The organism is Vibrio lamellibrachiae (assembly GCF_050337265.1).
GTDB lineage: Bacteria > Pseudomonadota > Gammaproteobacteria > Enterobacterales > Vibrionaceae > Vibrio > Vibrio kyushuensis.
This window is the reverse complement of record NZ_JAKJSU010000004.1, coordinates 676,017-697,396: the sequence shown is the minus strand read 5'-3', so window position 1 is coordinate 697,396 and position 21,380 is coordinate 676,017. Positions and strand designations below refer to the sequence as shown.

At 42.6% G+C, this 21,380-nt stretch carries 17 protein-coding genes and 1 riboswitch; of the genes, 6 read left to right on the top strand and 11 right to left on the bottom strand.

Annotation, left to right across the window (positions count from 1 at the left end; genetic code table 11):
* Positions 1-36: 36 nt before the first annotated feature.
* From L4C54_RS03365 to torD, 3 genes are all read right to left on the bottom strand, one after another.
* Entirely contained in the window at positions 37-627 is a 591-nt protein-coding gene (locus L4C54_RS03365) for a TfoX/Sxy family DNA transformation protein (protein ID WP_428801738.1), read from the bottom strand.
* A 112-nt stretch (positions 628-739) separates the two neighbouring features.
* Positions 740-843: riboswitch (cyclic di-GMP riboswitch) on the bottom strand.
* A gap of 138 nt (positions 844-981) precedes the next feature.
* A complete protein-coding gene (gene purR / locus L4C54_RS03360) occupies positions 982-1,989 on the bottom strand; it encodes an HTH-type transcriptional repressor PurR (protein ID WP_428807081.1) in 1,008 nt (335 codons plus the stop codon).
* Between the two features lie 287 nt (positions 1,990-2,276).
* Complete coding sequence (gene torD / locus L4C54_RS03355; protein ID WP_428801495.1) at positions 2,277-2,924, bottom strand: molecular chaperone TorD; 648 nt, start codon at positions 2,922-2,924, stop codon at positions 2,277-2,279.
* A 239-nt stretch (positions 2,925-3,163) separates the two neighbouring features.
* Here torD and torR point away from each other — a divergent pair, with 239 nt between their 5' ends.
* Entirely contained in the window at positions 3,164-3,877 is a 714-nt protein-coding gene (torR, locus tag L4C54_RS03350; RefSeq protein ID WP_428801496.1) for a two-component system response regulator TorR, read from the top strand.
* 131 nt (positions 3,878-4,008) lie between these two features.
* Here the strand turns inward: torR and elyC are convergent, their stop codons facing one another.
* Positions 4,009-4,812 (bottom strand): envelope biogenesis factor ElyC, encoded by an 804-nt coding sequence (gene elyC / locus L4C54_RS03345; protein WP_428807080.1) that lies wholly within the window; start codon positions 4,810-4,812, stop codon positions 4,009-4,011.
* Positions 4,813-5,193: 381 nt separating this feature from the next.
* On the opposite strand from elyC, the gene mukF reads away from it, so the two are divergent.
* Genes mukF through mukB form a run of 3 tightly spaced genes read left to right on the top strand, consistent with a single transcriptional unit; the run spans position 5,194 to position 11,790 of the window.
* Positions 5,194-6,531 carry a chromosome partition protein MukF gene (mukF, locus tag L4C54_RS03340; protein ID WP_428801498.1) on the top strand — a complete coding sequence of 446 codons (1,338 nt, stop codon included), beginning with the start codon at positions 5,194-5,196 and terminating at the stop codon, positions 6,529-6,531.
* On the top strand, positions 6,512-7,288 hold the full coding sequence (gene mukE / locus L4C54_RS03335) for a chromosome partition protein MukE (protein WP_428807079.1): 777 nt from the start codon (positions 6,512-6,514) through the stop codon (positions 7,286-7,288). Before mukF ends, mukE begins: the two co-directional genes overlap by 20 nt.
* The gene (mukB, locus tag L4C54_RS03330; protein ID WP_428807078.1) at positions 7,285-11,790 is read left to right on the top strand and encodes a chromosome partition protein MukB; all 4,506 of its coding nucleotides are present in this window, start codon (positions 7,285-7,287) and stop codon (positions 11,788-11,790) included. The genes mukE and mukB overlap by 4 nt, the downstream gene beginning before the upstream one ends.
* Positions 11,791-11,856: 66 nt before the next feature.
* On the opposite strand, the gene L4C54_RS03325 is transcribed toward mukB, so the two are convergent.
* Entirely contained in the window at positions 11,857-12,891 is a 1,035-nt protein-coding gene (locus L4C54_RS03325) for an AraC family transcriptional regulator (protein WP_428807077.1), read from the bottom strand.
* A gap of 162 nt (positions 12,892-13,053) precedes the next feature.
* On the opposite strand from L4C54_RS03325, the gene L4C54_RS03320 reads away from it, so the two are divergent.
* Both L4C54_RS03320 and L4C54_RS03315 read left to right on the top strand, forming a co-directional pair.
* On the top strand, positions 13,054-14,529 hold the full coding sequence (locus tag L4C54_RS03320) for a coniferyl aldehyde dehydrogenase (RefSeq protein WP_428807076.1): 1,476 nt from the start codon (positions 13,054-13,056) through the stop codon (positions 14,527-14,529).
* A gap of 93 nt (positions 14,530-14,622) precedes the next feature.
* Positions 14,623-15,003 (top strand): DUF4345 domain-containing protein, encoded by a 381-nt coding sequence (locus tag L4C54_RS03315; RefSeq protein WP_428807075.1) that lies wholly within the window; start codon positions 14,623-14,625, stop codon positions 15,001-15,003.
* Positions 15,004-15,117: 114 nt separating this feature from the next.
* Here L4C54_RS03315 and L4C54_RS03310 read toward each other — a convergent pair whose 3' ends face one another.
* From L4C54_RS03310 to L4C54_RS03285, 6 genes are all read right to left on the bottom strand, one after another.
* Complete coding sequence (locus L4C54_RS03310) at positions 15,118-16,095, bottom strand: alpha-L-glutamate ligase-like protein (RefSeq protein WP_428807074.1); 978 nt, start codon at positions 16,093-16,095, stop codon at positions 15,118-15,120.
* Positions 16,096-16,097: 2 nt separating this feature from the next.
* Entirely contained in the window at positions 16,098-17,603 is a 1,506-nt protein-coding gene (locus tag L4C54_RS03305; RefSeq protein WP_428801502.1) for an inactive transglutaminase family protein, read from the bottom strand.
* A 10-nt stretch (positions 17,604-17,613) separates the two neighbouring features.
* The gene (locus L4C54_RS03300) at positions 17,614-18,354 is read right to left on the bottom strand and encodes an ATP-dependent zinc protease family protein (RefSeq protein ID WP_428807073.1); all 741 of its coding nucleotides are present in this window, start codon (positions 18,352-18,354) and stop codon (positions 17,614-17,616) included.
* Between the two features lie 132 nt (positions 18,355-18,486).
* The gene (gene cmoB, locus L4C54_RS03295) at positions 18,487-19,458 is read right to left on the bottom strand and encodes a tRNA 5-methoxyuridine(34)/uridine 5-oxyacetic acid(34) synthase CmoB (RefSeq protein WP_428801504.1); all 972 of its coding nucleotides are present in this window, start codon (positions 19,456-19,458) and stop codon (positions 18,487-18,489) included.
* Between the two features lie 158 nt (positions 19,459-19,616).
* Positions 19,617-20,345, bottom strand: a complete 729-nt coding sequence (gene cmoA, locus L4C54_RS03290) for a carboxy-S-adenosyl-L-methionine synthase CmoA (protein WP_428807072.1) — start codon at positions 20,343-20,345, stop codon at positions 19,617-19,619.
* 156 nt (positions 20,346-20,501) lie between these two features.
* A complete protein-coding gene (locus L4C54_RS03285; RefSeq protein WP_428807071.1) occupies positions 20,502-21,368 on the bottom strand; it encodes a DUF72 domain-containing protein in 867 nt (288 codons plus the stop codon).
* Between the last annotated feature and the right edge of the window lie 12 nt (positions 21,369-21,380).

Genomic DNA, 21,380 nt, shown 5'->3' with positions numbered 1-21,380 from the left:
GTTGGCTTTAGCTGAGTAATCCGATTAAAAGTGGGATTACCTTAATCGACCTGAAAGTTCATCTCTTCGGTTTTGAGGTACGACAGACCAGTGAGTGCCTTTAATCGCTCCCTCTAGTGCCCATAACAGCTCTAATCCCACATCTGAAGCATGTGATTGCTGAATGGCTTTATAAGCCTCTACAGCGCCTCTCTGTTCTAAAGTTGTAACCGAATCAATGCCCGCTTTCTTGAGCATTCTTTCGGTTGCAAGCCTCAGGTTTGGCAGATCCTTAAGACGGTCTGGCTTTGCTGCTGCTTGGCTCTCTTTCTCTTTCTTAGCAATATCGAGTGAATTTTTTGCTTCTGATAGAGTGGATGTCGGATTCGCTAACCAGTCATTAGGCAAAGCATAATACTTTGTAACGACAGGGTGACCGCGTTTTTTATAGACGTACGGTTCATAGCCTTGTTGTTTGAATTTTTTGACTGTATTGCTATCGGCTCTTATATGAAGCTTATCGTTTACAACAAGTGCAAACATTGTCTCTTCGATAAAAATGCCGAAGCCGCCAAACATTGAACGAGACTTTACTCGTCCAAGCTGTTCAAACAGCCTCATTGAGTCTTTTAGTACTGGTTTATCCATGCTGTATGTTCTCGGTGTATGTAAAATACGCCACCAAATCAGGTCCGAGAGATTAGCAAAACATGCAGAAACTGTGTCATTCGTAAGTAAACTTGTGTTTGCATTGTTTGCCATCGGCAACCCCGCTACCTATCAAAAACTCTGTTAAGACAGAAAATCTGGTTTAGGCCGGAGGCTTTGCGTCCCACTTTTTCAAATGGTTTGCCCTGTGCGTGACTTCTATTAAAGACGACCAATTAGGAATGAACTTCACATTTGGATTCTATTACTGTGATGTTTATTCAATAAATTTGTCTCAATAATGAGTCTAAACTATATCACAAAATACGCAAGTTTCGATAAATGACATAACTATTATTTAGTTAGATCGCGAACTGTATTACGTTCTACGATCTCTGGATGCATTTCGAACACACGTTTTTCATGATCTTTGTCTTTAATTCGCTCAAGTAAGATCTCAAAAGCATTTTTACCCACACGTCGTTTAGGTTGGTGAACTGTTGTGAGAGGAGGAGAGAAGTACTCAGCCAATTCAATATTGTCGTAACCGATCACTGAAATGTCATTTGGTACATTGACGCCTTTTTGCCCTAGACGACTAATAAGGCCTAAAGCCATCGTATCGTTGAAACAAAAAACGGCAGTAGGCTTGTTATCCATAGCAACAATTTTGTCAGCGGCTAATACGGCTGTATCGCACTCAAAGTTACCTTCTAAAATCCAATCTTCATCGATTTTAAGGTTGGCTTCGGTTAAAGCGCGTTTAAATCCTGCGATACGTTCTTGGCAAGCTGCTTTTTCAAAATGGCCACTTAGGCATGCAATATCGGTATGACCTTTATCAATGAGGTATCTCGTCGCTAAATAACCGCCTTCTTCTGAATTATCGATGATCTTATCGGCTTGAGACGTTTCAGGGCCCCAATCCATAACAACCTTAGGGATGTCAGCATGACGATCAAGCATCTCTCGAAGTTCTTCAGTTAAATCTGAACACATCACTAAAATACCATCGACACGTTTTTCAGCTAGCATGCGAATATAGTCGCGTTGTTTCTCGTATATTCCACCAGTGTTACACAAGATAAGCGTATAGCCTTGACGGTAACAGTAGCTCTCAACACCATCGATCACTTCAGAAAAGAACAAATTGGTTGATTGCGTGACGAGCATACCGATGGTGCGTGTGGTATTGCACTTTAAACTACGAGCAACGGCACTTGGTGCGTAGTTTAATTCGTCTACTGCTTTATTTACTTTTTCTTGGGTGGTTTCAGCCACAAATCGAGTCTTATTTATAACGTGAGATACGGTGGTTGTTGATACGCCGGCTAAGCGAGCAACATCTTTAATTGTGGCCATAATTCCTGTCCTATTAAGTGGCGAAGTAAATAATTTGCGCTTATAAACGGGTAACATCTACAAATCGCTAGTATCTACAAACAAATCAAGTGTCCAAGTGCCTAAAACACAAAAACCGCCTGTAATAGCGGTTTATTATTCAATATAATTGTCATTATCGGTGCTAATTTTAGACGTCATACGTAGTACAAGCAACGAAAACAGACTACTTTGACGTGATCTAAAACCACAATTAGACAATATCATGGCAATTTTTTGAAACTTTGTTACTTTCTGAAGCAGATTGTTTATTCGCCAACCAAATAACGACAATCAAGCTCTAAGAAAGCGCACAATAACTCAGAAACTGATGCGTAGAAGCCGAACTCATCGAGCTTCTGACACTTTTCATTGAACTGCGGTGTCCATGTAAGAATATGTGTGCTGATAAACTGTTCTTGCTCTGCAAGTGCTTCGTCTAAATGCTTTTCTTGTTCTAACTCGTTCGAACGAATAATAAGATTACCTAAGAAATCGAGTTCAACGGCCAGATGGTCAGCGGGCTCATTAAGAGTTTCGTCAACAGTTACACCATGCTGTGCCATTAGCTCTGCCACTTCTTTTGCAGGGACGTCATTGAGAAGGCCCGATTTACCAATGTACATCGACGCATAAGGCAGCGCAGAGTCTTTGTCTGACTTTAAAAAAAGGTCACAGAAGTCAGCAGACAATTCAAGTTGTGCGTCTTCACGGTCGAGTAATCGGTTGAGTGCGTCTACGAGTCTATCGATTGAAGGCTTTAATGTTTCATTTTCACCTAACCCAGTAAGAAACGAACGGATCTGAGGAGTTTGATATTGTGCTAAATCTTGAACAGTCAGTTCTTTTGCAAATAAGCTTGATAACCACCAATAGATCTCAGCACGTTTTTCGTTAAATGTTTTTATTTCTTGCATGTTGGTTTGCCTTTACAAAAATTCTTCTTTTAGTTTAACGAATAAAAGTGAATAGCGGTAACTACGACTATGATAAAAATTGAGTAAATATTTAGATTTGTTAACAGAATGGCTAGGTTGTTTTGAATCAATAAACACTCATTAATTGTTCATTTCAATCTTGTAGAGCTAGAATTGTGAGTAATTATGAATAGAATGATATGAGTTTAATCATTCCAACTAAAAAACAAGTGGTATAAATGACTTATCATGTACTGGTCGTTGAAGACGACGCGGTAACACGTAGCAAGCTCGTGGGTTACTTCCAAAACGAAGGCTATGCAGTTAGCGAAGCTGAAAATGGCGAAGAAATGCGTGAAGTATTACAAAAAAAGCCCATTGATTTAGTCATGCTTGATATTAACTTGCCAGGCTCTGATGGTCTTATGTTGACACGGGAGCTTCGTGGACAGTCAGATATAGGCATCATCCTTGTGACTGGGCGTACAGACAATATAGACAAGATTGTTGGCTTGGAGATGGGCGCAGATGATTATGTGACCAAGCCTTTCGAATTACGAGAGCTGTTGGTTCGTGTAAAGAATCTTCTATGGCGAATCTCAACAGCTAAAAACGCAACGTCTGTTGCAGTTAAGAAAAACGAAGACGAAAAAGTAATTCACTTTAGCGAGTGGACATTTGATATCCAGCGTCGTGCACTTAGCCGAGAGGGAGTCCCAGTCAAATTGACTAAGGCTGAATATGAGTTACTGGTTGCGCTGTCTTCCTACCCGAATCAGGTGCTAAGCCGAGAACGAATTCTAAATATGATCAGCCATCGTGTCGATGCACCCAATGATCGTACTATAGATGTGTTAATACGTCGTATGAGATCAAAGATGGAGTATGACCCTAAGAACCCACAAATCTTTGTTACCGTCCATGGTGAAGGGTACATGTTTGCTGGTGATTGATTTATAAATCGATTCTAGTGCTATTGGAGTGGTAAATAGATGAAAAGCCCGAGGTAAGTGCATTACCTCGGGCTTTATAATATTTAGCTGTTATCTATCAATCGTGATATCACTATCGATGATTAGAAACGTTAAAGCTCGCTGCTTGAAGTGTCTAAAGCGCCTTCTTCATAGTTGGCGGCTTTATCTCGCAATGATTGCCAAATGGTCCCTAATGTTTCATGCCAATAACGCTCAGTTTGTTCAAGATAACGGGCTCTTGGCGTGTACTTTTCCCATGGCTGAACAATATTTTGGTGAGCTAAGTAGTTCGTCGGAGCAGGAATTGGTTTAATACCTGCAGAGTGAAATTCATTTAAAGAGCGCTGCATATGGCTTGCAGACGTAACTAAGACAAGTTTTTTCTGTCCTACGAAAGCAGCGGCTTGACGTGCTTCTTCCCACGTATCTTGCGCAGTTTCAAGTAAGATAATATCTGACTTTGAGACACCTAATGCGAGTGCAACTTTTGCCATCATTCTCGCATTACTAAACTCTGAGCCACCGGCGTAGCCAGAAAGAATGAGTTTTGCGCCGGGGTACATGCGGGAAACACGAATACCTTCACTAAGCCTCATCAAAGCAGTTCGACTTAACTCTGATGTCGGTGGGATTTGGTCATCAACGACATGGCCGCTACCAAGAACCATGACATAGTCAACAGACTCATCAACGGGTAAGAAAGCGGAGTAGGTACGCTCCATTGGCATAAGAAGACGGGTTGAAACGGGTTGGAAAGCGATCAGGAAAATACCACAAAGAGAGAACAATACGACAAAACATCCAGTTTTTCGCTTAGCGGTAAACATAATAAGCATCAAGCCTAAAAAACCAACGATTAGTAGCGCAGGCAAAGGCATCAATAACGAAGAAACAATCTTTTTCAGCTCAAACATACAAAAATAGTCCGAAAAAACACCACTTGATAATAAAAATAAGAGAATCCTTCTCTATTCCTACCATTCCTATGACAGAATAGCGGGACAATTTATTATGATAACCCAACTACCGTGGCGAAGGTCTGTAAATTGGACGATATTGCCCACAAATTTGTAAAAAAATCTTATGGGTTAGGTAAAAATTAGTTTCGCCAAGTCATTGTTTGGGAAGAGCTTCAAGTTTTTGCGCCTAATTTTAGGCCGTCATGGAATGATGAACTTTACGTAGATTCTCTCTGAAAAGGGGCCTCAACACGTTAAGCCTGAAAGCGTGATTTCAATCAGGCTTAAATCATCACTATCAGAATTAGTAAGAAAGAAACAATAAGCAGGAAATATATGAGTGAGATGACTCTCAATGTTGCAGAGCAGCCAATTGATGAATTGGTTGGCTGGGTGAAGCAGCACGATTTCTCATTAAACTTGTCAAATGAACGACTCGCATTTTTGATTGCGTTAGCCGTATTAAGTGACAATAGGTTTGAGGAAGAACTAGGTGAAGGTGAACTGCACGATGCTTTTACCATCGTCACTCGAATGTTTGAAAGTACCGGTGAGGCGTCTGCATTTCGTGCAAACAACGCCATTAACGAACTGGTTAAACAGCGACTGATCAGCCGCTTTACTAGTGAAGTAACGGATGGAGCAAGCATATATCGCTTATCATCGCTTGCCATCGGTATTACTGATTACTATGTCCGTCACCGAGAATTCTCCAAGTTAAAATTATCGATCCAACTTTCCATGGCAGCTGATGAAATGGCTAAAGCCTCAAAGGCCGCGCATGAAGGTGGAAATTCGGCGCATTGGAAAAAAAGTGTTTACGGAGTTTTAAAATATTCTGTTGGTGAAATCTTTGATCAAATTGATCTCAACCAACGCGTAATGGATGAACAACAACAAAGTGTAAAAATCCAAATTGCAGAGCTGTTGAATAAAGATTGGCGAGAAGCTATCAACAACTGTGAATCGTTATTATCTGAAACATCCTCAACGCTTAAAGAATTGCAAGACACTCTACAAGCCGCAGGTGATGAACTTCAAACTCAGATCCTTGATATTCAAGGTCTCATATATAACGACTCAGAGCATGAAGAAGTTGAAGAGACACTGTTTAACTTACAAACAAAGTTAGATCGAATTATCAGCTGGGGACAACAAGCAATAGATCTCTGGATTGGCTATGACCGCCATGTACACAAGTTTATTCGTACCGCTATTGATATGGATAAAAACCGTGCATTTAGCCAGCGATTACGTCAGTCAGTTTCCGACTACTTCGATATGCCTTGGTATTTGACTCATGCAGACGCAGAGCGATTAAGCGATCTTCGTGATGAAGCACTTGTACTTCGTGATGACGAAGTCACCGGTCACGTGCCACTAGAGGTGGAATACGAAGAAGTTCAACAAGTTAATGATGAGCTATCGAACCGAATTAGTTCGATGCTCAAGACACATAAAGAGCAGGGCAGCAGTATCGATTTAGGTCAGGTACTAAGAGACTATCTACTCGCTCACCCACAGACTCAACATTTTGATTTAGCTCGAATGGTTATCGATCAAGCTGTCCGTTTAGGTTACTCCGAATCAGACTACAAAGCGGTTCAACCTGATTGGCAAGCAATTAACGATTTTGGCGCAAAGGTACAAGCAAATGTCATCGACCGATATTAATGAATACATGCCAGAAAATCTGGCCAAAGCGATTTCCAATCCACTGTTTCCAGAACTAGACAGTGTATTGAGAATGGGGCGCCACATATCAAGTGAAGACCTTGATAAGCACGCTCTATTAACTGATTTTGAAACAGAATTGGCGCTTTTTTATCAGCGTTATAATGTAGAACTGGTTAAAGCGCCGGAAGGCTTCTTCTACCTGCGTCCTCGCTCAACTTCTCTTATTAACCGCAGTGTATTGACTGAACTCGATATGCTGGTAGGTAAGGTTCTGTGTTTCTTATATTTAAGCCCTGAGCGTTTAGCTCATGAGGGTATTTTTACTAATCAAGAGCTATATGAAGAGCTATTAAATCTAGCTGATGAGAGCAAGCTTATGAAGCTTGTGACTAATCGCGCGACAGGTTCTGATTTAGATCGCGAGAAGCTATTTGAAAAAGTAAGAACGTCGTTGCGTCGTCTTCGTCGCTTAGGGATGGTCATAAACGTTGGCGAGTCTGGAAAATTCCAAATCAGTGAGTCTGTGTTCCGCTTTGGCGCTGATGTACGTATTGGTGATGATGTCCGTGAAGCGCAATTAAGGCTGATTCGTGATGGTGAAGCCGTCGTACATACGCAGCAACCAAGTCAGGGCGAGTTATTGCAAGATAACGAACAATTAGAAGAGACAGAACAGCAGCACGATGATGAACTCATCAGTGATGTAGAAAAAGTAAGTGATGTAGAGAAAAATGAAATGGAAGGTAATGCATGATTGAAAGAGGCAAGTATCAATCACTCACAATGATCAACTGGAACGGGTTTTTTGCACGTACCTTTGATATTGATGACTTGGTGACCACCTTATCGGGTGGCAATGGTGCGGGTAAATCAACGACGATGGCCGCATTTATTACCGCTCTTATTCCAGATCAAAGCTTACTCCACTTTAGAAATACGACAGAAGCGGGAAGTTCACAAGCCTCTCGTGATAAAGGCTTATACGGTAAATTACAGCCAGGCGCGTGCTACGCCGCTCTCGATGTCGTGAATTCAAAAAATCAACGTTTGTTGTTTGCTGTAAAGCTTCAGCAAGTGGCTGGTCGTGATAAAAAAGTTGATATCAAACCATTTGTTATTCAAGGTCTGCCAAGTCATGTGAAACCGACCGATATCCTGATTGAAAGTGTGTCAGAAAATCATGCGCGTGTTCGTCAAATCAATGAAATTAAAGACGTTACGGCTAAGCATGAAGGTGTTCATTTTAAAGCGTTTAGCTCGATAGTCGATTATCACGCACAAATGTTTGAATATGGCGTTGTCCCTAAGAAACTACGCAATACCAGTGATCGTTCTAAGTTTTATCGCTTGATTGAAGCCTCTTTGTATGGCGGCATTTCAAGTGCGATAACACGTTCACTGCGTGATTACCTACTGCCACAAAATGGTGGGGTAAAAAAAGCGTTCCAAGATATGGAATCCGCGCTACGCGAAAACCGTATGACGTTAGAGGCTATCAAGACCACTCAAGCCGATCGTGACTTGTTTAAAAATCTAATCATGGAGTCAACCAACTATGTTGCGGCTGACTACATGCGCCACGCAAATGATCGTAAGAATAAGCTAGATAGTACGTTAGCATTGCGCTCAGAGCTGTTTAGTTCCCGAAGTACCTTAATCGAGCAACATGAGTTGCTGAACAATGTACAACAAGAACTAGAAGCGATTTCAGAGAAAGAATCGGCACTAGAGCAAGATCATCAAGGAGCATCTGATCATCTTCAATTGGTGCAAACAGCGTTAAGACAACAAGAAAAAGTTGAGCGTTATCAAGGTGACTTAGAAGAGCTAAGTGAGCGCCTTGAAGAGCAGTTGATGGTTGTGGAAGAAGCACAAGAACAGTTGATGTCTGTTGAGCAGCAAACGCACTTAGCGGAAGAAGAAGTCGATAGCTTAAAAACACAACTGGCCGATTATCAGCAAGCATTGGATGTCCAGCAAACGCGCGCATTGCAGTATCAACAAGCGGTACAAGCGTTAAATAAAGCGAAACTGCTGCTGAATGATGAAGGCTTAACTGCTGAATCTGCTCCAACAGTGTTAACTCAGTTAAAGCAGCAAGAAGAGCAACAAACAACACAGTTGCTATCGGTTAAGCATAAGCTTGATATCTCTTCTGCCGCGACAGAGCAATTTGAAACCGCGTTAGCATTAGTAAAATCGATTAACGGCGATATTGATCGTAAGGATGCTGCCTCGGTAGCACGGACTACTCTAAAAACTGCACGTGATGCTGAGCAGACAACTCAAAATGAGCAGCAATGGAGGGCTCAATTCCGCGAGGTTGAGCGTCAGGTTGAGCAACAAAAGCAACTGATCGAAACCGTTGCTAACTATCAAAAGCAATATAACGTTGAACTAGTAGATGAAGTTACGTTAGAGCAAGAGCGTGAGCATCACTCTGAACAGATTGATAGTTTGGATTTTGCAATCGAAGATATTCGAGAAAAACGTAGCGAGCAGCGCAATAAAAGACAGATTGTTACTAGCGAAATTAGCAAACTTGAAAGCATTGCGCCGCGTTGGATTGCGGCCAATGATGCACTTGAGACACTTAAAGAACAAAGTGGTGCAGAGCTGCAAGATAGCCAAGCAGTTATGCAGCATATGCAGCAAGTGTTGGAGCAAGAAAAAACACTTACCCTAGAGAAAGACAAGCTCGCTGACAGACGCGCAGAATTGGACAATGAGATTGAGCGCCTTGCTTCTCCGGGGGGGTCTAATGATCCTCGATTAAAAGGTCTTGCGGATACGCTAGGCGGGGTTCTACTCTCTGAGATTTATGACGATATAACCATTGGTGATGCGCCATATTTTAGTGCCATGTATGGTCCAGCTCGTCATGCGATTGTTGTTTCTGATCTAACTGGAATTAAAGAGAAGCTGGTTGATTTAGATGATTGTCCAGAAGATCTTTATATTATTGAAGGCGACATCGATGCGTTTGATGACAGCTCGTTCAATGCGGATGAGCTGGAAGGTGCTGTTTGTGTTCTGCTGAATGAACGTCAGATGCGTTATTCTCGTCTTCCTGAAATCCCACTCTTTGGTCGAGCAGCACGTGATCAAAGATTAGAGCTGTTGCGAGAGCAACGTGAAGATGTGGTTGAAAACCATGCTAAAGCAGCGTTTGATTCTCAGAAATTAGCCCGTCTATATCAAAGCTTCAATCACTTTGTTGCCGCACATATTCAGGTGGCGTTTGAAAGTGATCCTGAAAAAGAACTTAGTAAATATCGTGATACGGATACTAAGATTGCTCGGTTGTTGTCTGAACTCGCTTCTAAAGAGCAGCAATCTAGCGCACAACGTCAGGCCAGTAAGCAAGCACTAACTGTTCTTGATAAGCTTGCCCCAATGATTGCGTTAATCGAAGATACCAACTTACAAACTCGTTTTGATGACTTAGAGACCAAAATCTCTAAGCTGTCACAAGCGAAGGTATTTTTGAATAGCCATAGCAAAGATGTTCAAACGTTATCCAACATTATCAACGCACTTGATAGTGACCCAGAGCAGTTTGATGCGCTGACACAAGAGTACCAATTGGCTGATCATAAACTTCAGCAGCTCAAAAAAGAGATCTTCGCGGTCTCAGATCTTGTGGAACGTAAGCACTACTTTAGTTATTCAGATTCAGTTGATCTGCTTAATAAAAGTAGCGAACTGAGCGAACAACTTAAAGCAAAACTGGTTGATGCTGAGCGAATGCGCAGTCGTCATCGCGAAGAGTACAAACAAGTTCAAGGTCAAATGAGTCAGTATCAACAGGTATTGGCTTCACTAAAAAGCTCACATCAAGCCAAGCAAGAGACAGTGCAGGAATTTAAGCAAGAGCTTAAAGAGTACGGTGTAACAGCTGACGAGGGTGCGTTAGAGCGCTCTCAACGTCGTAAAGACGAACTTCACGAGCAACTGCACGCGACTCGAAATAGAAAGAGTGAGTGCGACAGAACCATCACCGCGACTGAGCTTGAAATGAAAGGTCTTGCTAAGAGACTTAGAAAGGTTCAGAAAGAGTACATCGAACTGCGTACTTTCGTTGTCGCTGCAAAAGCGGGTTGGTGCTCTGTACTTCGTTTGGCTCGTGAAAACGATGTTGAACGCCGCTTACATAAACGCGAACTGGCCTATTTATCGGCAGGTGAACTCCGTTCAATGTCAGATAAGTCATTAGGTGCGCTTCGTTTAGCCGTCGCCAATAATGATGACTTACGTGACGCTCTGCGTTTGTCTGAAGATAATGCGCACCCAGAGCGTAAAGTTCTATTCTACATTGCGGTTTATCAACATCTACGCGAGCGAATTCGTCAGGACATTATCCGTACGGATGATCCGGTTGAAGCTATTGAAGAGATGGAAGTTGAGCTTGCTCGATTAACCGAAGAGCTTACGCTACGCGAAAACCGCTTGGCGATCAGTTCTGACTCCGTTGCGAACATCATTAAGAAAACCATTCTACGCGAACAAAACCGAATTCGAATGCTCAACCAAGGTTTATCGAATATAGGCTTTGGGCAAGTGAAAGGCGTACGCCTTAACGTTAAGGTTAGAGAGAGCCATGAGATTCTTCTCGCGGGTCTATCCGAGCAACAGGCTACGCATAAAGACCTGTTTGAAAGCATGCGATTTACTTTCTCAGAAGCAATGGCGAAGTTATTCCAACGTGTAAACCCGCACATTGATATGGGGCAACGTTCACCGCAAGTATTAGGTGAAGAGCTGCTTGATTATCGTAACTACCTTGAGCTTAGCGTTGAAGTAAACCGTGGGTCTGATGGTTGGTTACAAGCAGAGTCTGGTGCGTTGTCGACAGGTGAAGCGATTGGTACGGGTCAGTCAATCCTGCTGATGGTAATTCAGAGCTGGGAAGAAGAATCACGACGTCTTCGCAGTAAAGATATTGTTCCTTGTCGATTGCTGTTCTTGGATGAAGCAGCTCGTCTTGATACCAAATCAATCAATACCTTGTTTGAGTTGTGTGATCGTCTGGATATGCAGCTATTGATCGCCGCTCCAGAGAATATTAGCCCAGAGAAGGGGACAACCTATAAGCTTGTACGTAAGATCTTTAAAGATCATGAGCATGTACATGTTGTTGGCCTAAGAGGGTTTGGTTCTGAACCTAAGAAGGTGCCCACTGCGGATGATTTTCTTGATTCCGTTGAAGCCAATACTTCAGAAAACCTTGAACAAGAAATCGAAAGAATTGATTAGTTAACTCAAGGTAGACGTATTTCTTCTTCTAAAAACGCTCACAAATTTGTGAGCGTTTTTTATTGCTTAAGATTCCTTCGTCGCCCCCTTCCTATACTGCGAAGGGGAGGTTTGGCTCCACTTACGAAACGCATGTCGGAAGTTGGCATCGTCTGAAAATCCAAGCCGTTCAGATATCTCCTCAACGCTCATTTGAGTCGTTGATAAATAGCGACAGGCGAGGTTATAGCGAACATGATTTAACAGTGCTTGAAAGCTTGTATCTTCAGCCCGTAAGTGTCGGCGTAATGTCCTTGATGACATATTCAGTTGGCTTGAAAGATCTTCAATTGAAGGGAAGCGCCCGGTACATTCAAATAACATTCGAGTGATTTTATTAGACAGCGGTGAGCTTAACTCGGCACTTTGAATCATTTCATCACACGACTTTAAACACATCTTCAATGTCATAGGGTTAGCGGTTGGCAATGGCTTAACGAGATCTTTGGTATTAAATTGCCACTCCATACGATCGCTATCAAAGAATACCGGGCAGCGGAATGTTTCTTCATATAACTTCCAATAGTCAGGCTTGCTATAAGGTAAGTGGATAGCGGTTGAAGGAAAAGGCTGCTGTAACACTTCAGTGCATAGACTTTGAATCGCTGAGAACCAGTATTCCGCACAGAACGGAAGTAATTCGTCTAAGTTGACAATCTGTTCGGCACGAAAATAGCCAGTATCATCATCAACCCACATCTTTTTCCTTAAAACCGGCCCTGCCAAGCGAAGGTATTTGAAGCCAAGAAGAAGGGCATCCAAGAGAGTATTGCTACTCAATACGCCATAGCCGAGTACACCAAAATCACTAAATTTTGCCTGCTGGCCTATTTTTAACCCTAGGCCCGGCTCTGAAGCTTTGCGCAGTGCATTAGTGAATATTGTCGCCTTTTGGGCGAAAGTAATATGAGTTTCAGGCGTTTGTAATTGTTCAAATGACACGCCACTATCGCTAAGTAAGTCTTCTATAGGAAGTCGTTGATCCATATAACGAAATAAAAGCTGTAGGTCGAGAATGCCAAAGACACGGGAGTCTGGTTCATAGCTCGCTTTATATTCCATTATTCCTCCATAAAGCCGGTTCGGTACTGGCTGCAATATAATGAGTTTTGATAATGGTAACGTACTATTGTCCGAATATCACCGGAATGTGTCTATTTTCAACCTTCTTCAGACTCTTTGCCAATGGTGAAATACAGAGAGTTAAATAATGGAGAACACGATATGGGCGCTTCCCAATCTATAGACCTAATGAAACAGCAAGAAGAGAAACAATATTCCGATTTAGAAACAAGATTTGAAGCATTAAAAGTCGCTTCAATGGCTGAACCTTATCCGAGTTTTTCTACACGACAAGTTCAATTGAAACGGTTGAAACATCAACTTCGTCGTTACCAAGATGTCTTATGTGATGCGATGAATGAAGATTTTTCCGGTAGGGCTCATACCGAGTCTATGCTGGCCGATATTCTTGCACCGACTTTAGATATCACCCATGTGCTCAGTAAGCTTCGTAAGTGGATGAAGCCTCAGCGACGAGCAACTGAGTGGCTATTCAAAACAAATAAGCTCGAAGTTCGCTACCAGCCAAAAGGTGTTGTAGGCATTATTTGCCCGTGGAATTTCCCACTTTATTTGTCGTTAGGCCCGATGATTACCGCTATCGCTGCTGGTAATCGATGCATGATCAAAATGCCACCAAACTGTCCATCGACAACGTCAGAGTTAAAGCGCATGTTATCGGAAGTTTTTACTGAAAATCAGGTGTGTGTCATTTCAGGTGATCACCCCGAAGCGATGGAAATATCGAATTTACCTTTTGATCATCTTGTCTTTACTGGCTCACCAACCAGTGGCAAAGCCATCATGGCTAATGCGGCCAAAAATCTAACACCGGTGACACTTGAGCTAGGTGGGAAATCACCTGCAATTGTATTGGAAGATTATGATATTGAAAAAGCTGCAACTCGTATTGCACACGGTAAAGGGTTCAACGCGGGGCAGATCTGCATTGCACCTGACTATGCGCTCGTGCCACAAGAGAGTGTTGCTCAGTTTGTCGAGGCTCTTAAGTCAGCCAGCCGCAGGATGTATTCCAACGCTGTGAAAAATGAAGACTACACAAGTCTTATTGATGATTCCCAACGCCGCCGATTCAAACAGCTTCTTCAAGATGCTCGTGATAAAGGAGCGAAGATTGTCGAATGTTCATCTCAGGGGAAAGGTAGGAGAGAGCCTTTCTACATAGCGACAAACCTAAGCGATGACATGAGGATCTGTAAAGAAGAGATTTTTGGTCCGCTGCTACCTGTGCACGGTTATAGCTCGATAGAAGAAGTTCAACGCTATGTTGTAGATAGGGCAAGACCATTAGCTTGTTATATTTTTGGTAATGATAAACATCAAGTAGAGAAGCTGTTAACAGATACCCATAGTGGTGGAGTGACGATTAATGACTGGGGTTGGCATGCACTTAACCACTCTGTTCCTTTTGGTGGAATAGGGAACTCTGGCTTTGGTAATTACCATGGAGAGGAAGGGTTTCGAGAGTTAAGTCACTCACGCTCAGTATTACGAGTCAATTCGTGGTTCCCCATTCATTTATTTGCTCCCCCGTACGGCACTAAGTTTCAACAATTCGTTATGAACACATTTGTCGGAAAAGCTGACGAAAGCTTAAGTAGAACGAAGCTTAAGTAGAAAAAGCCGTAGTGCATCATTAGGCGTGTTTACTCTTAGCTGTTCCAACCTGAAGGTTATGGTTTATCTATTTTAAGAAGTAGGGAGATATAGATGAAAGATATAAAAAAGAAGTACTTAATATTCTCGTTTTTCGCAGTAATGCCGATTGCTCTGGCGTATGGAATATCCCCTAACTGGTTTGCTTCCACTTTTCTTGGCATCAATACATTGGATATAAACATTGCACATATTTTGAGGGCCATCATGTGCCTTTATATTGGCTTAGGTGCATTCTGGTTATATGCCGCGTTCCATGAAGCGTATCGAAACCCAGCACTGGTTACGGTAATAATATTCGCTGGTGGTCTTGTTATCGGTCGTTTGATTAGTGTGTTGGTTGATGGTCAACCTAAGCCTATCTTACTATTTTACATTGGGCTCGAGTTTCTATTTGTACCGTTAACTTGTTGGGTACTTCGTTTGAAAGAGTGAATCGTCTAATGATTTACATTGATGGCTTATACAAGTGACATGCTATCAATAAAATACAGTTTAAACGCAATAAAAAAGCCCGCTTAGTGCGGGCTTTTTTGCTTAGAAGCAATTCTACTTTTTTATCTCTTTAGCGAAAATACCAAACTGCTTAGCAGCGTAGGCAACACGCTCTGCTGGTTTTGGGTATTCAGCGGGTGTCCCCAAGCTTTCAATATGTTGCAGCCTTGGTAGCAAACCCGCACCGTTGGCGATCTGAATAGCCAAACCAGGTCTTGCGTTTAGCTCTAGAACCATTGGGCCTTCTTCTTGGTCTAAGACCATGTCAGTGCCCATGTATCCAAGACCTGTCATCTCCCAAGCGCTAGAAGCGAGTGTTAGAAGCTTCTCCCAGTGAGGGACCTGAAGCTGACTCAGCTCTTGATCAGTATCTGGGTGTAGAGTAATTGGTTTATCGAACTGCACAGCGCGAACAGCTCGTCCGGTCGCAATATCAATACCAATACCTACAGCGCCTTGGTGGAGGTTCGCTTTGCCATCAGAGGCAGCTGTAGAGCAGCGCATCATCGCCATTACAGGGTAGCCTTTGAATACGATGATACGTACATCAGGCACACCTTCAAAGCTATAACCATCAAAGCATTCATCAAACTTAATGAGGTTCTCTACTACGGCAACATCATTTTTACCACCGAGAGAAAAGAGCCCTGCAAGCGCGTTACTTATGTGACGCTCTACATCTTCTTTTCCTACCGTATCTCCAGAAGGTTTGGTGTAAACACCATCCTTATGAGAAACGATAACTAAGATGCCTTTACCGCCACTGCCCTGTGCTGGCTTGATAACAAACCCAGGCCAGTTTAGAACCATTTTGTGGATGGTTTTCACTTCGGCTTGATGCCCAATAACACCGATCAAAGCTGGGGTAGTACACCCTGCTTGCTCTGCAATGATTTTGGTTTTAAGTTTGTCGTCCACCAAAGGGTATTTAGAGCGATCATTGTAACGAGCAATATAGCTATGGTTACGCTGATTCATTCCCATGATGCCTTTGTGTCGCAACTTACCCGGAGACGTAAATTGTGAAAACATATTTAGTCCTCCGCTAGTGGTTTAAAGCGACGAAGCTCTGTCAATCGGTAACCTGTGTATGTACCAAGTAATAGAATAGCGGCTAATACAATCAGCTGTAGACCGATAAAGTTAAAGGTTAAGTGCTGAATGTAGCTGTTAGTCATTGCTAAGTAGACTAGAACGGCTGTTAATAGAGAGCCACCACCTTGTAGTAGGACTTCTTTAGGACCTTCTTCTTCCCAAAGAATCGACATACGTTCGATAGTCCATGAAAGAATGATCATTGGGAAGAACGTAATAGACAGACCTTCGGTCAGGCCGATATTAAATGCGATCACGGTAAAGGCTGAAATAATCATAATAACGGTGATGATTACCGCAGATATCCGAGAGACGAGTAGTAGGTTGAGCTTCGACAGATAGCTTCGAATTACCAAGCCAGTACCCACAATCAGTAAGAAGCCTACAATACCAGTGACAAGCTGAGTCTGTACAAACGCAACGGCAATCAGTACTGGCATAAACGTACCAGATGTCTTCAGACCGACAATAACACGTAGGAAAACAACCAGTAGTGCACCAATTGGAATCAGCATGATGGTTTTAAACATCGCTTGCTCTTCCAGCGGTAAGCTATGAATAGATATATTTAGCAGCCCATCAGCTTGCACTTTATCGTTAGTTGCTTGCTTGGCTGAAACGTCTTGCGCAATCATCGAAAAGTGTACTTGGCTATTTTGGCCGCCCACAATATCGAGTAGCGATACGTTTGATTCATCCCAAATCAGAAGATTAGCTTGAGTTTCAGGCGTGCCAGACGTTGGGTTAAAGAGTTCCCATTTATTACCATTCCACACTTGGTTCATATGCTGAATGCTTTGACGTCGACGACCATCTTCTAGCTCAATAACGCCAACAACTTTACTTGGGATTTGTGCGTAGGCGAGTAACTTATCAACCGCTTCAACTTTAGAAAGTCGATTGAGAACTAAGGCTGAGTTTTGGCTTTCACTGTCGTTGAGAGTTTTGATTAACTCTCTTGTGAAGGTCACGTCATCAGCAGAACGTTTGTTTGCTCGCTCAATCAGTGCGTTTGCAGCGGCTTCCATCGGGCCATCAAATGTTGGTTTAGTGATTTCTCCGCTCGGCTCTACATCATTAAAAACTGCTTGTGGGTCGACCAAAAATTGAGTTTTGTAGTAAATGGTTTGAGAACCACTCGCTTGGCGAATAGACCATTCAGCACGACGCCCAGAATCGGTATTAATGTAAGAAACGCCATAACCAGGTGACGAAGCAGACTCGTTAATTAGAGTGTAACCAGATTGAGTTAGCGGCGCCGCTAAGGAGGCTTTTACCGGTTTATTTTGAGCCGTAAATTCAACACGGGCTTCGATATCCCAAACTTGACGGCTCTCCCCCGGGGTCCAAGGCACACCGTAAGTATCATGTCTCAATACGCTGAGTGCAATCCCTGCAACTATCAGCAGAACAACTGATAGGTAAAATGGTATTTTTGAAGTCATAAACTACCTATTATTTTTGTGTGATTTCCGTATGTATATACTTGCGGCTAATATCAACTACCGCGATGTCTCGAATGAACTCGCGTCCTAGTAAGATAGGATGACTCATTTGAGACCTGTCTGCCAAGGTAAATTGAGCTTTTTCATGGATTTTGCCAACTCTGACCCAAAGTTCTACCACAGCGCGTCTTTCAACCGTATCACTGGTCGATTGGCGAATTTTTACAAATCGGACAATAGGTAGTTCAATCCAGTTATCATCATTGAGTTCTGTTACCCCATCAGCTAGGTGAAAACGCACCCAATTGCTTCCGTTTCGTTCAAATTGCTGAATATCAATCGCATTTAGTGATGAGGTTGCGGCTCCAGTATCAATACGAGCATCAAAGGTTTGCTTGATGGCGTCAATGACAACATGTTCAATTTCACCCAATACGATGCTTTGTGTTGCAGGTACAGGTTGAACGACAAGCGGTTGAGTCTCTTCCTCTTCAGTTTCTGCTGGAGTCGATGACAATGAAATTGCCGCGTATTCAAGCTGTTCCTGCAAGGAAATAATTTCTGACTCAAGACTGTCGATATAGTCAGTCTGATTGCTAACAGATAACGCAATATTATTGAGTCTATTGGTGAGATGTGTGTTCGATTCCTCAATCGCGGAAATGGTTTCTTGGTGAAATTGTTCGCTATTGGTTTGAACACAGCCTGAAAGTAAGCCAAGGGCGAGGGCTGGGGCTAATCTTTTAAACATTGAAAACCTTAAAAAACTATTTAATCGTTATTATTTAGGTGTTTAGAATATAGGAGATAGCACTTTTGGCATTTCTCCTATATCAGCGGAAGAATATCTCATCACTTGAAATACAAGTTAGAGTATTGTCAATTATGGCTTATTTGCGATTAAAATTGCACGGCGCGGTGCAGGATGTCCTTCGCGGGTTCTACTTGGGTCATTTGGGTCCAAATAATCAGGCAACGAATTGTGCTTCATCCACTCGGTAGTACGCTGCTCGCCAGTGGTTGTAGTATTTTCATCAACGATTCGAACGTTTTCAAATCCAACTTGTTCTAGCCATACTTTAAGTGCAAGTGCAGACGGGAAGAAATAGACATTTCGCATTTGTGCGTAACGATCAACAGGTACAAGTACAGTATTCTCATCGCCCTCAATAACAAGCGTTTCCAACACGAGTTCTCCACCTGCGACAAGTTGGTCTTTTAGTTGAATTAGATGATCAAGTGGTGAACGACGATGGTAGAGAACGCCCATACTAAATACCGTATCAAACGCTTCCAGTTTAGGGAGCTGTTCAATGCCTAATGGAAGTAGATGCGTGCGTTGGTCATCCCCCATTAACTTTCTAATCGCTTCAAATTGAACCAAGAAAAGGTGAGAAGGGTCAATACCAATACATAGACGAGCTTGTTCGCCGAGCATTCGCCACATGTGATAACCATTACCGCAGCCGACATCCAGCACTGAACGGTTCTTCAGTGGTGAGATATGGGGTAAAACACGATCCCATTTCCAATCACTGCGCCATTCAGTATCAATGTGAATATCGTGGACTGTGTAGGGACCTTTACGCCACGGGTGAAACGTCATCAATAAGTTTTCTAGCTTCTTGATTTCGCCCTGAGGCAGTGCAGAGTGGTTTGATAAAGAAACAGACTCTTTTAGCTCAATATTCTCGGGTTTGCCTGATTGGATTTTTTTGAGTGCGCGCAACCAGCGTTCGAAATCGCCGTGTTCTGCATTTTGCCAATCCGTTAGCTGCTGTGGAAGCGTATTGAGCCATGGCTGAAGACGATCATCTTTAGCTATGAGTTGATAAATGTTTGCAAAATCGAACATGCATGTGTTCCTGTAAATAAATCTGGTGTTCTATAAGTAATCAATAAGCCTTTATGCTTTAGCCAAGGCGATATTGATTGAACAGAATAAGGCACGACGATGAAGATAAAGTTCCATGTCATGCCAATATAAAATTAAGCTTACTTGATGACGAACAGTTATTTTATGGCGAACATTGAGCCGAAGTTAAAGCATTGAAACCATACTTCGCTACTTGTAAAGCCAATGTCATCAAAGCGCTGCTTGTGGTCTGGAATTGAATCAGGACGCATGACATTTTCAATTGCGCTACGTTTTTGGCTGATTTCTAATTCGCTATAGCCATTTGCACGTTTAAAATCGTGGTGAAGATCGATCAATAACTCGTTTGCTGTGCTGTCATCAAAGACGTATTTCTCTGACAAAATTAATATTCCACCGGGGCGTAACCCTGCGTGGATTTTTTTAAGCAGGGTCAATCTGTCGTCAGGCGAGAGAAATTGCAGGGTAAAGTTCAGTACTACAACGGATGCATCGTTAATGTCGATTTCTCGGATATCTGCTTCCAATACTTCTACTGGTGTATCTGAACGATAAGCGTTGATATGCAGTTTACAGCGCTCAACCATCGCCGCTGAGTTATCGACCGCTATTATTTGGCAGCCTTCTTGATTGATATGACGACGCATAGATAACGTTGCAGCTCCCAATGAACAACCTAAGTCGTAGACTTTAGAGTGAGGCTTTGCAAAGCGTTCTGCTAGCATCCCAATGGCTGAGATAATATTGCTGTAACCGGGTACCGAGCGTTGAATCATGTCAGGAAAAACCTCCGCAACACGTTCATCAAAAGTAAAGTCACCCATCTTTTCAATTGGCGCTGAAAATATTGTGTCTTTGTTGCCCATAGGTTTCTCTCGTGGTTGTAAGCAATAGGGATGGCATCTGTCATACCCAATAAAAGGGGGCGTATTTTACGTAATTATTGCTCTTATGTCACGAATTCATCCGCGCTCTTATTGAGCGTCAATTGACTTGTAAATACCCGTGCTTTTAAGTGATGGCTAGAACATGGAAATCTGTTGGTTTCCGCGCATAGAAGGGAATTCAGCTAATTGGGTTAGTGATACTTTAGCGGCTAGCTCTTTGTATAAACGTACTGCAAGTTGAGGTGCTTCTACGTTGTCTGGCGTATGAATCATCAAGTAGGGCTGTTTTCCTTGGTCTATCCACAACGGTAACTTGTTCAGCCAAGGTTCGAAAAAGCCCAAGTTGGCTTCCTGAACGGGGTGTCCAATAAAACGAATCATTGGGTTATTTGCTGTTGCTATAGCGTGAACCGGAACTTTGGGTTTGTTGTGGTGAGCGTCTATCACGGCTTCTGTAGTGGGAGGTGCAGAGAAAACAGGGCGACTGTCCATGATGGTTCGGTTGATGTCGTTTTCAACGAGCCAATGATTAAATCGTTTTTCTTCGTCACCCTTATTAAAAAAGCCTAAATGACGAACTTCGACGCCAAGTTTCATCTCTTTTGGGAAATAGGTGCAAAACTTTTTCAATACGTCTAAAGATTGCGGGTCAAATTGATTAGGTAACTGGATTGTCCATTGGCCAATACGAGAGTGCAGTGGGGTCATGACGTTGAGAAAGTCTTTAAGCTCTGCTTGGCAATGACGCAATTTCTGCTGGTGGGTAATCGATCTTGGCAGCTTAAATGTGAAGCGGAAATCTTCATGGGTTGAAGCGCGCCAATTTTGTACCGTGTTTAGCGAAGGCGTCGCGTAAAATGTGGTGTTTCCCTCTACGCAATGAAATACAGACGCGTATTTTTCAAGTCGTTCAGCTGGCTTGGTGCCTTTTCCATAAAACTGAGATTGCCATTCTGAGTGCGACCACATAGTTAAACCAAGACGTAACGGTAAATTGTTCATGAAACCCCAAAC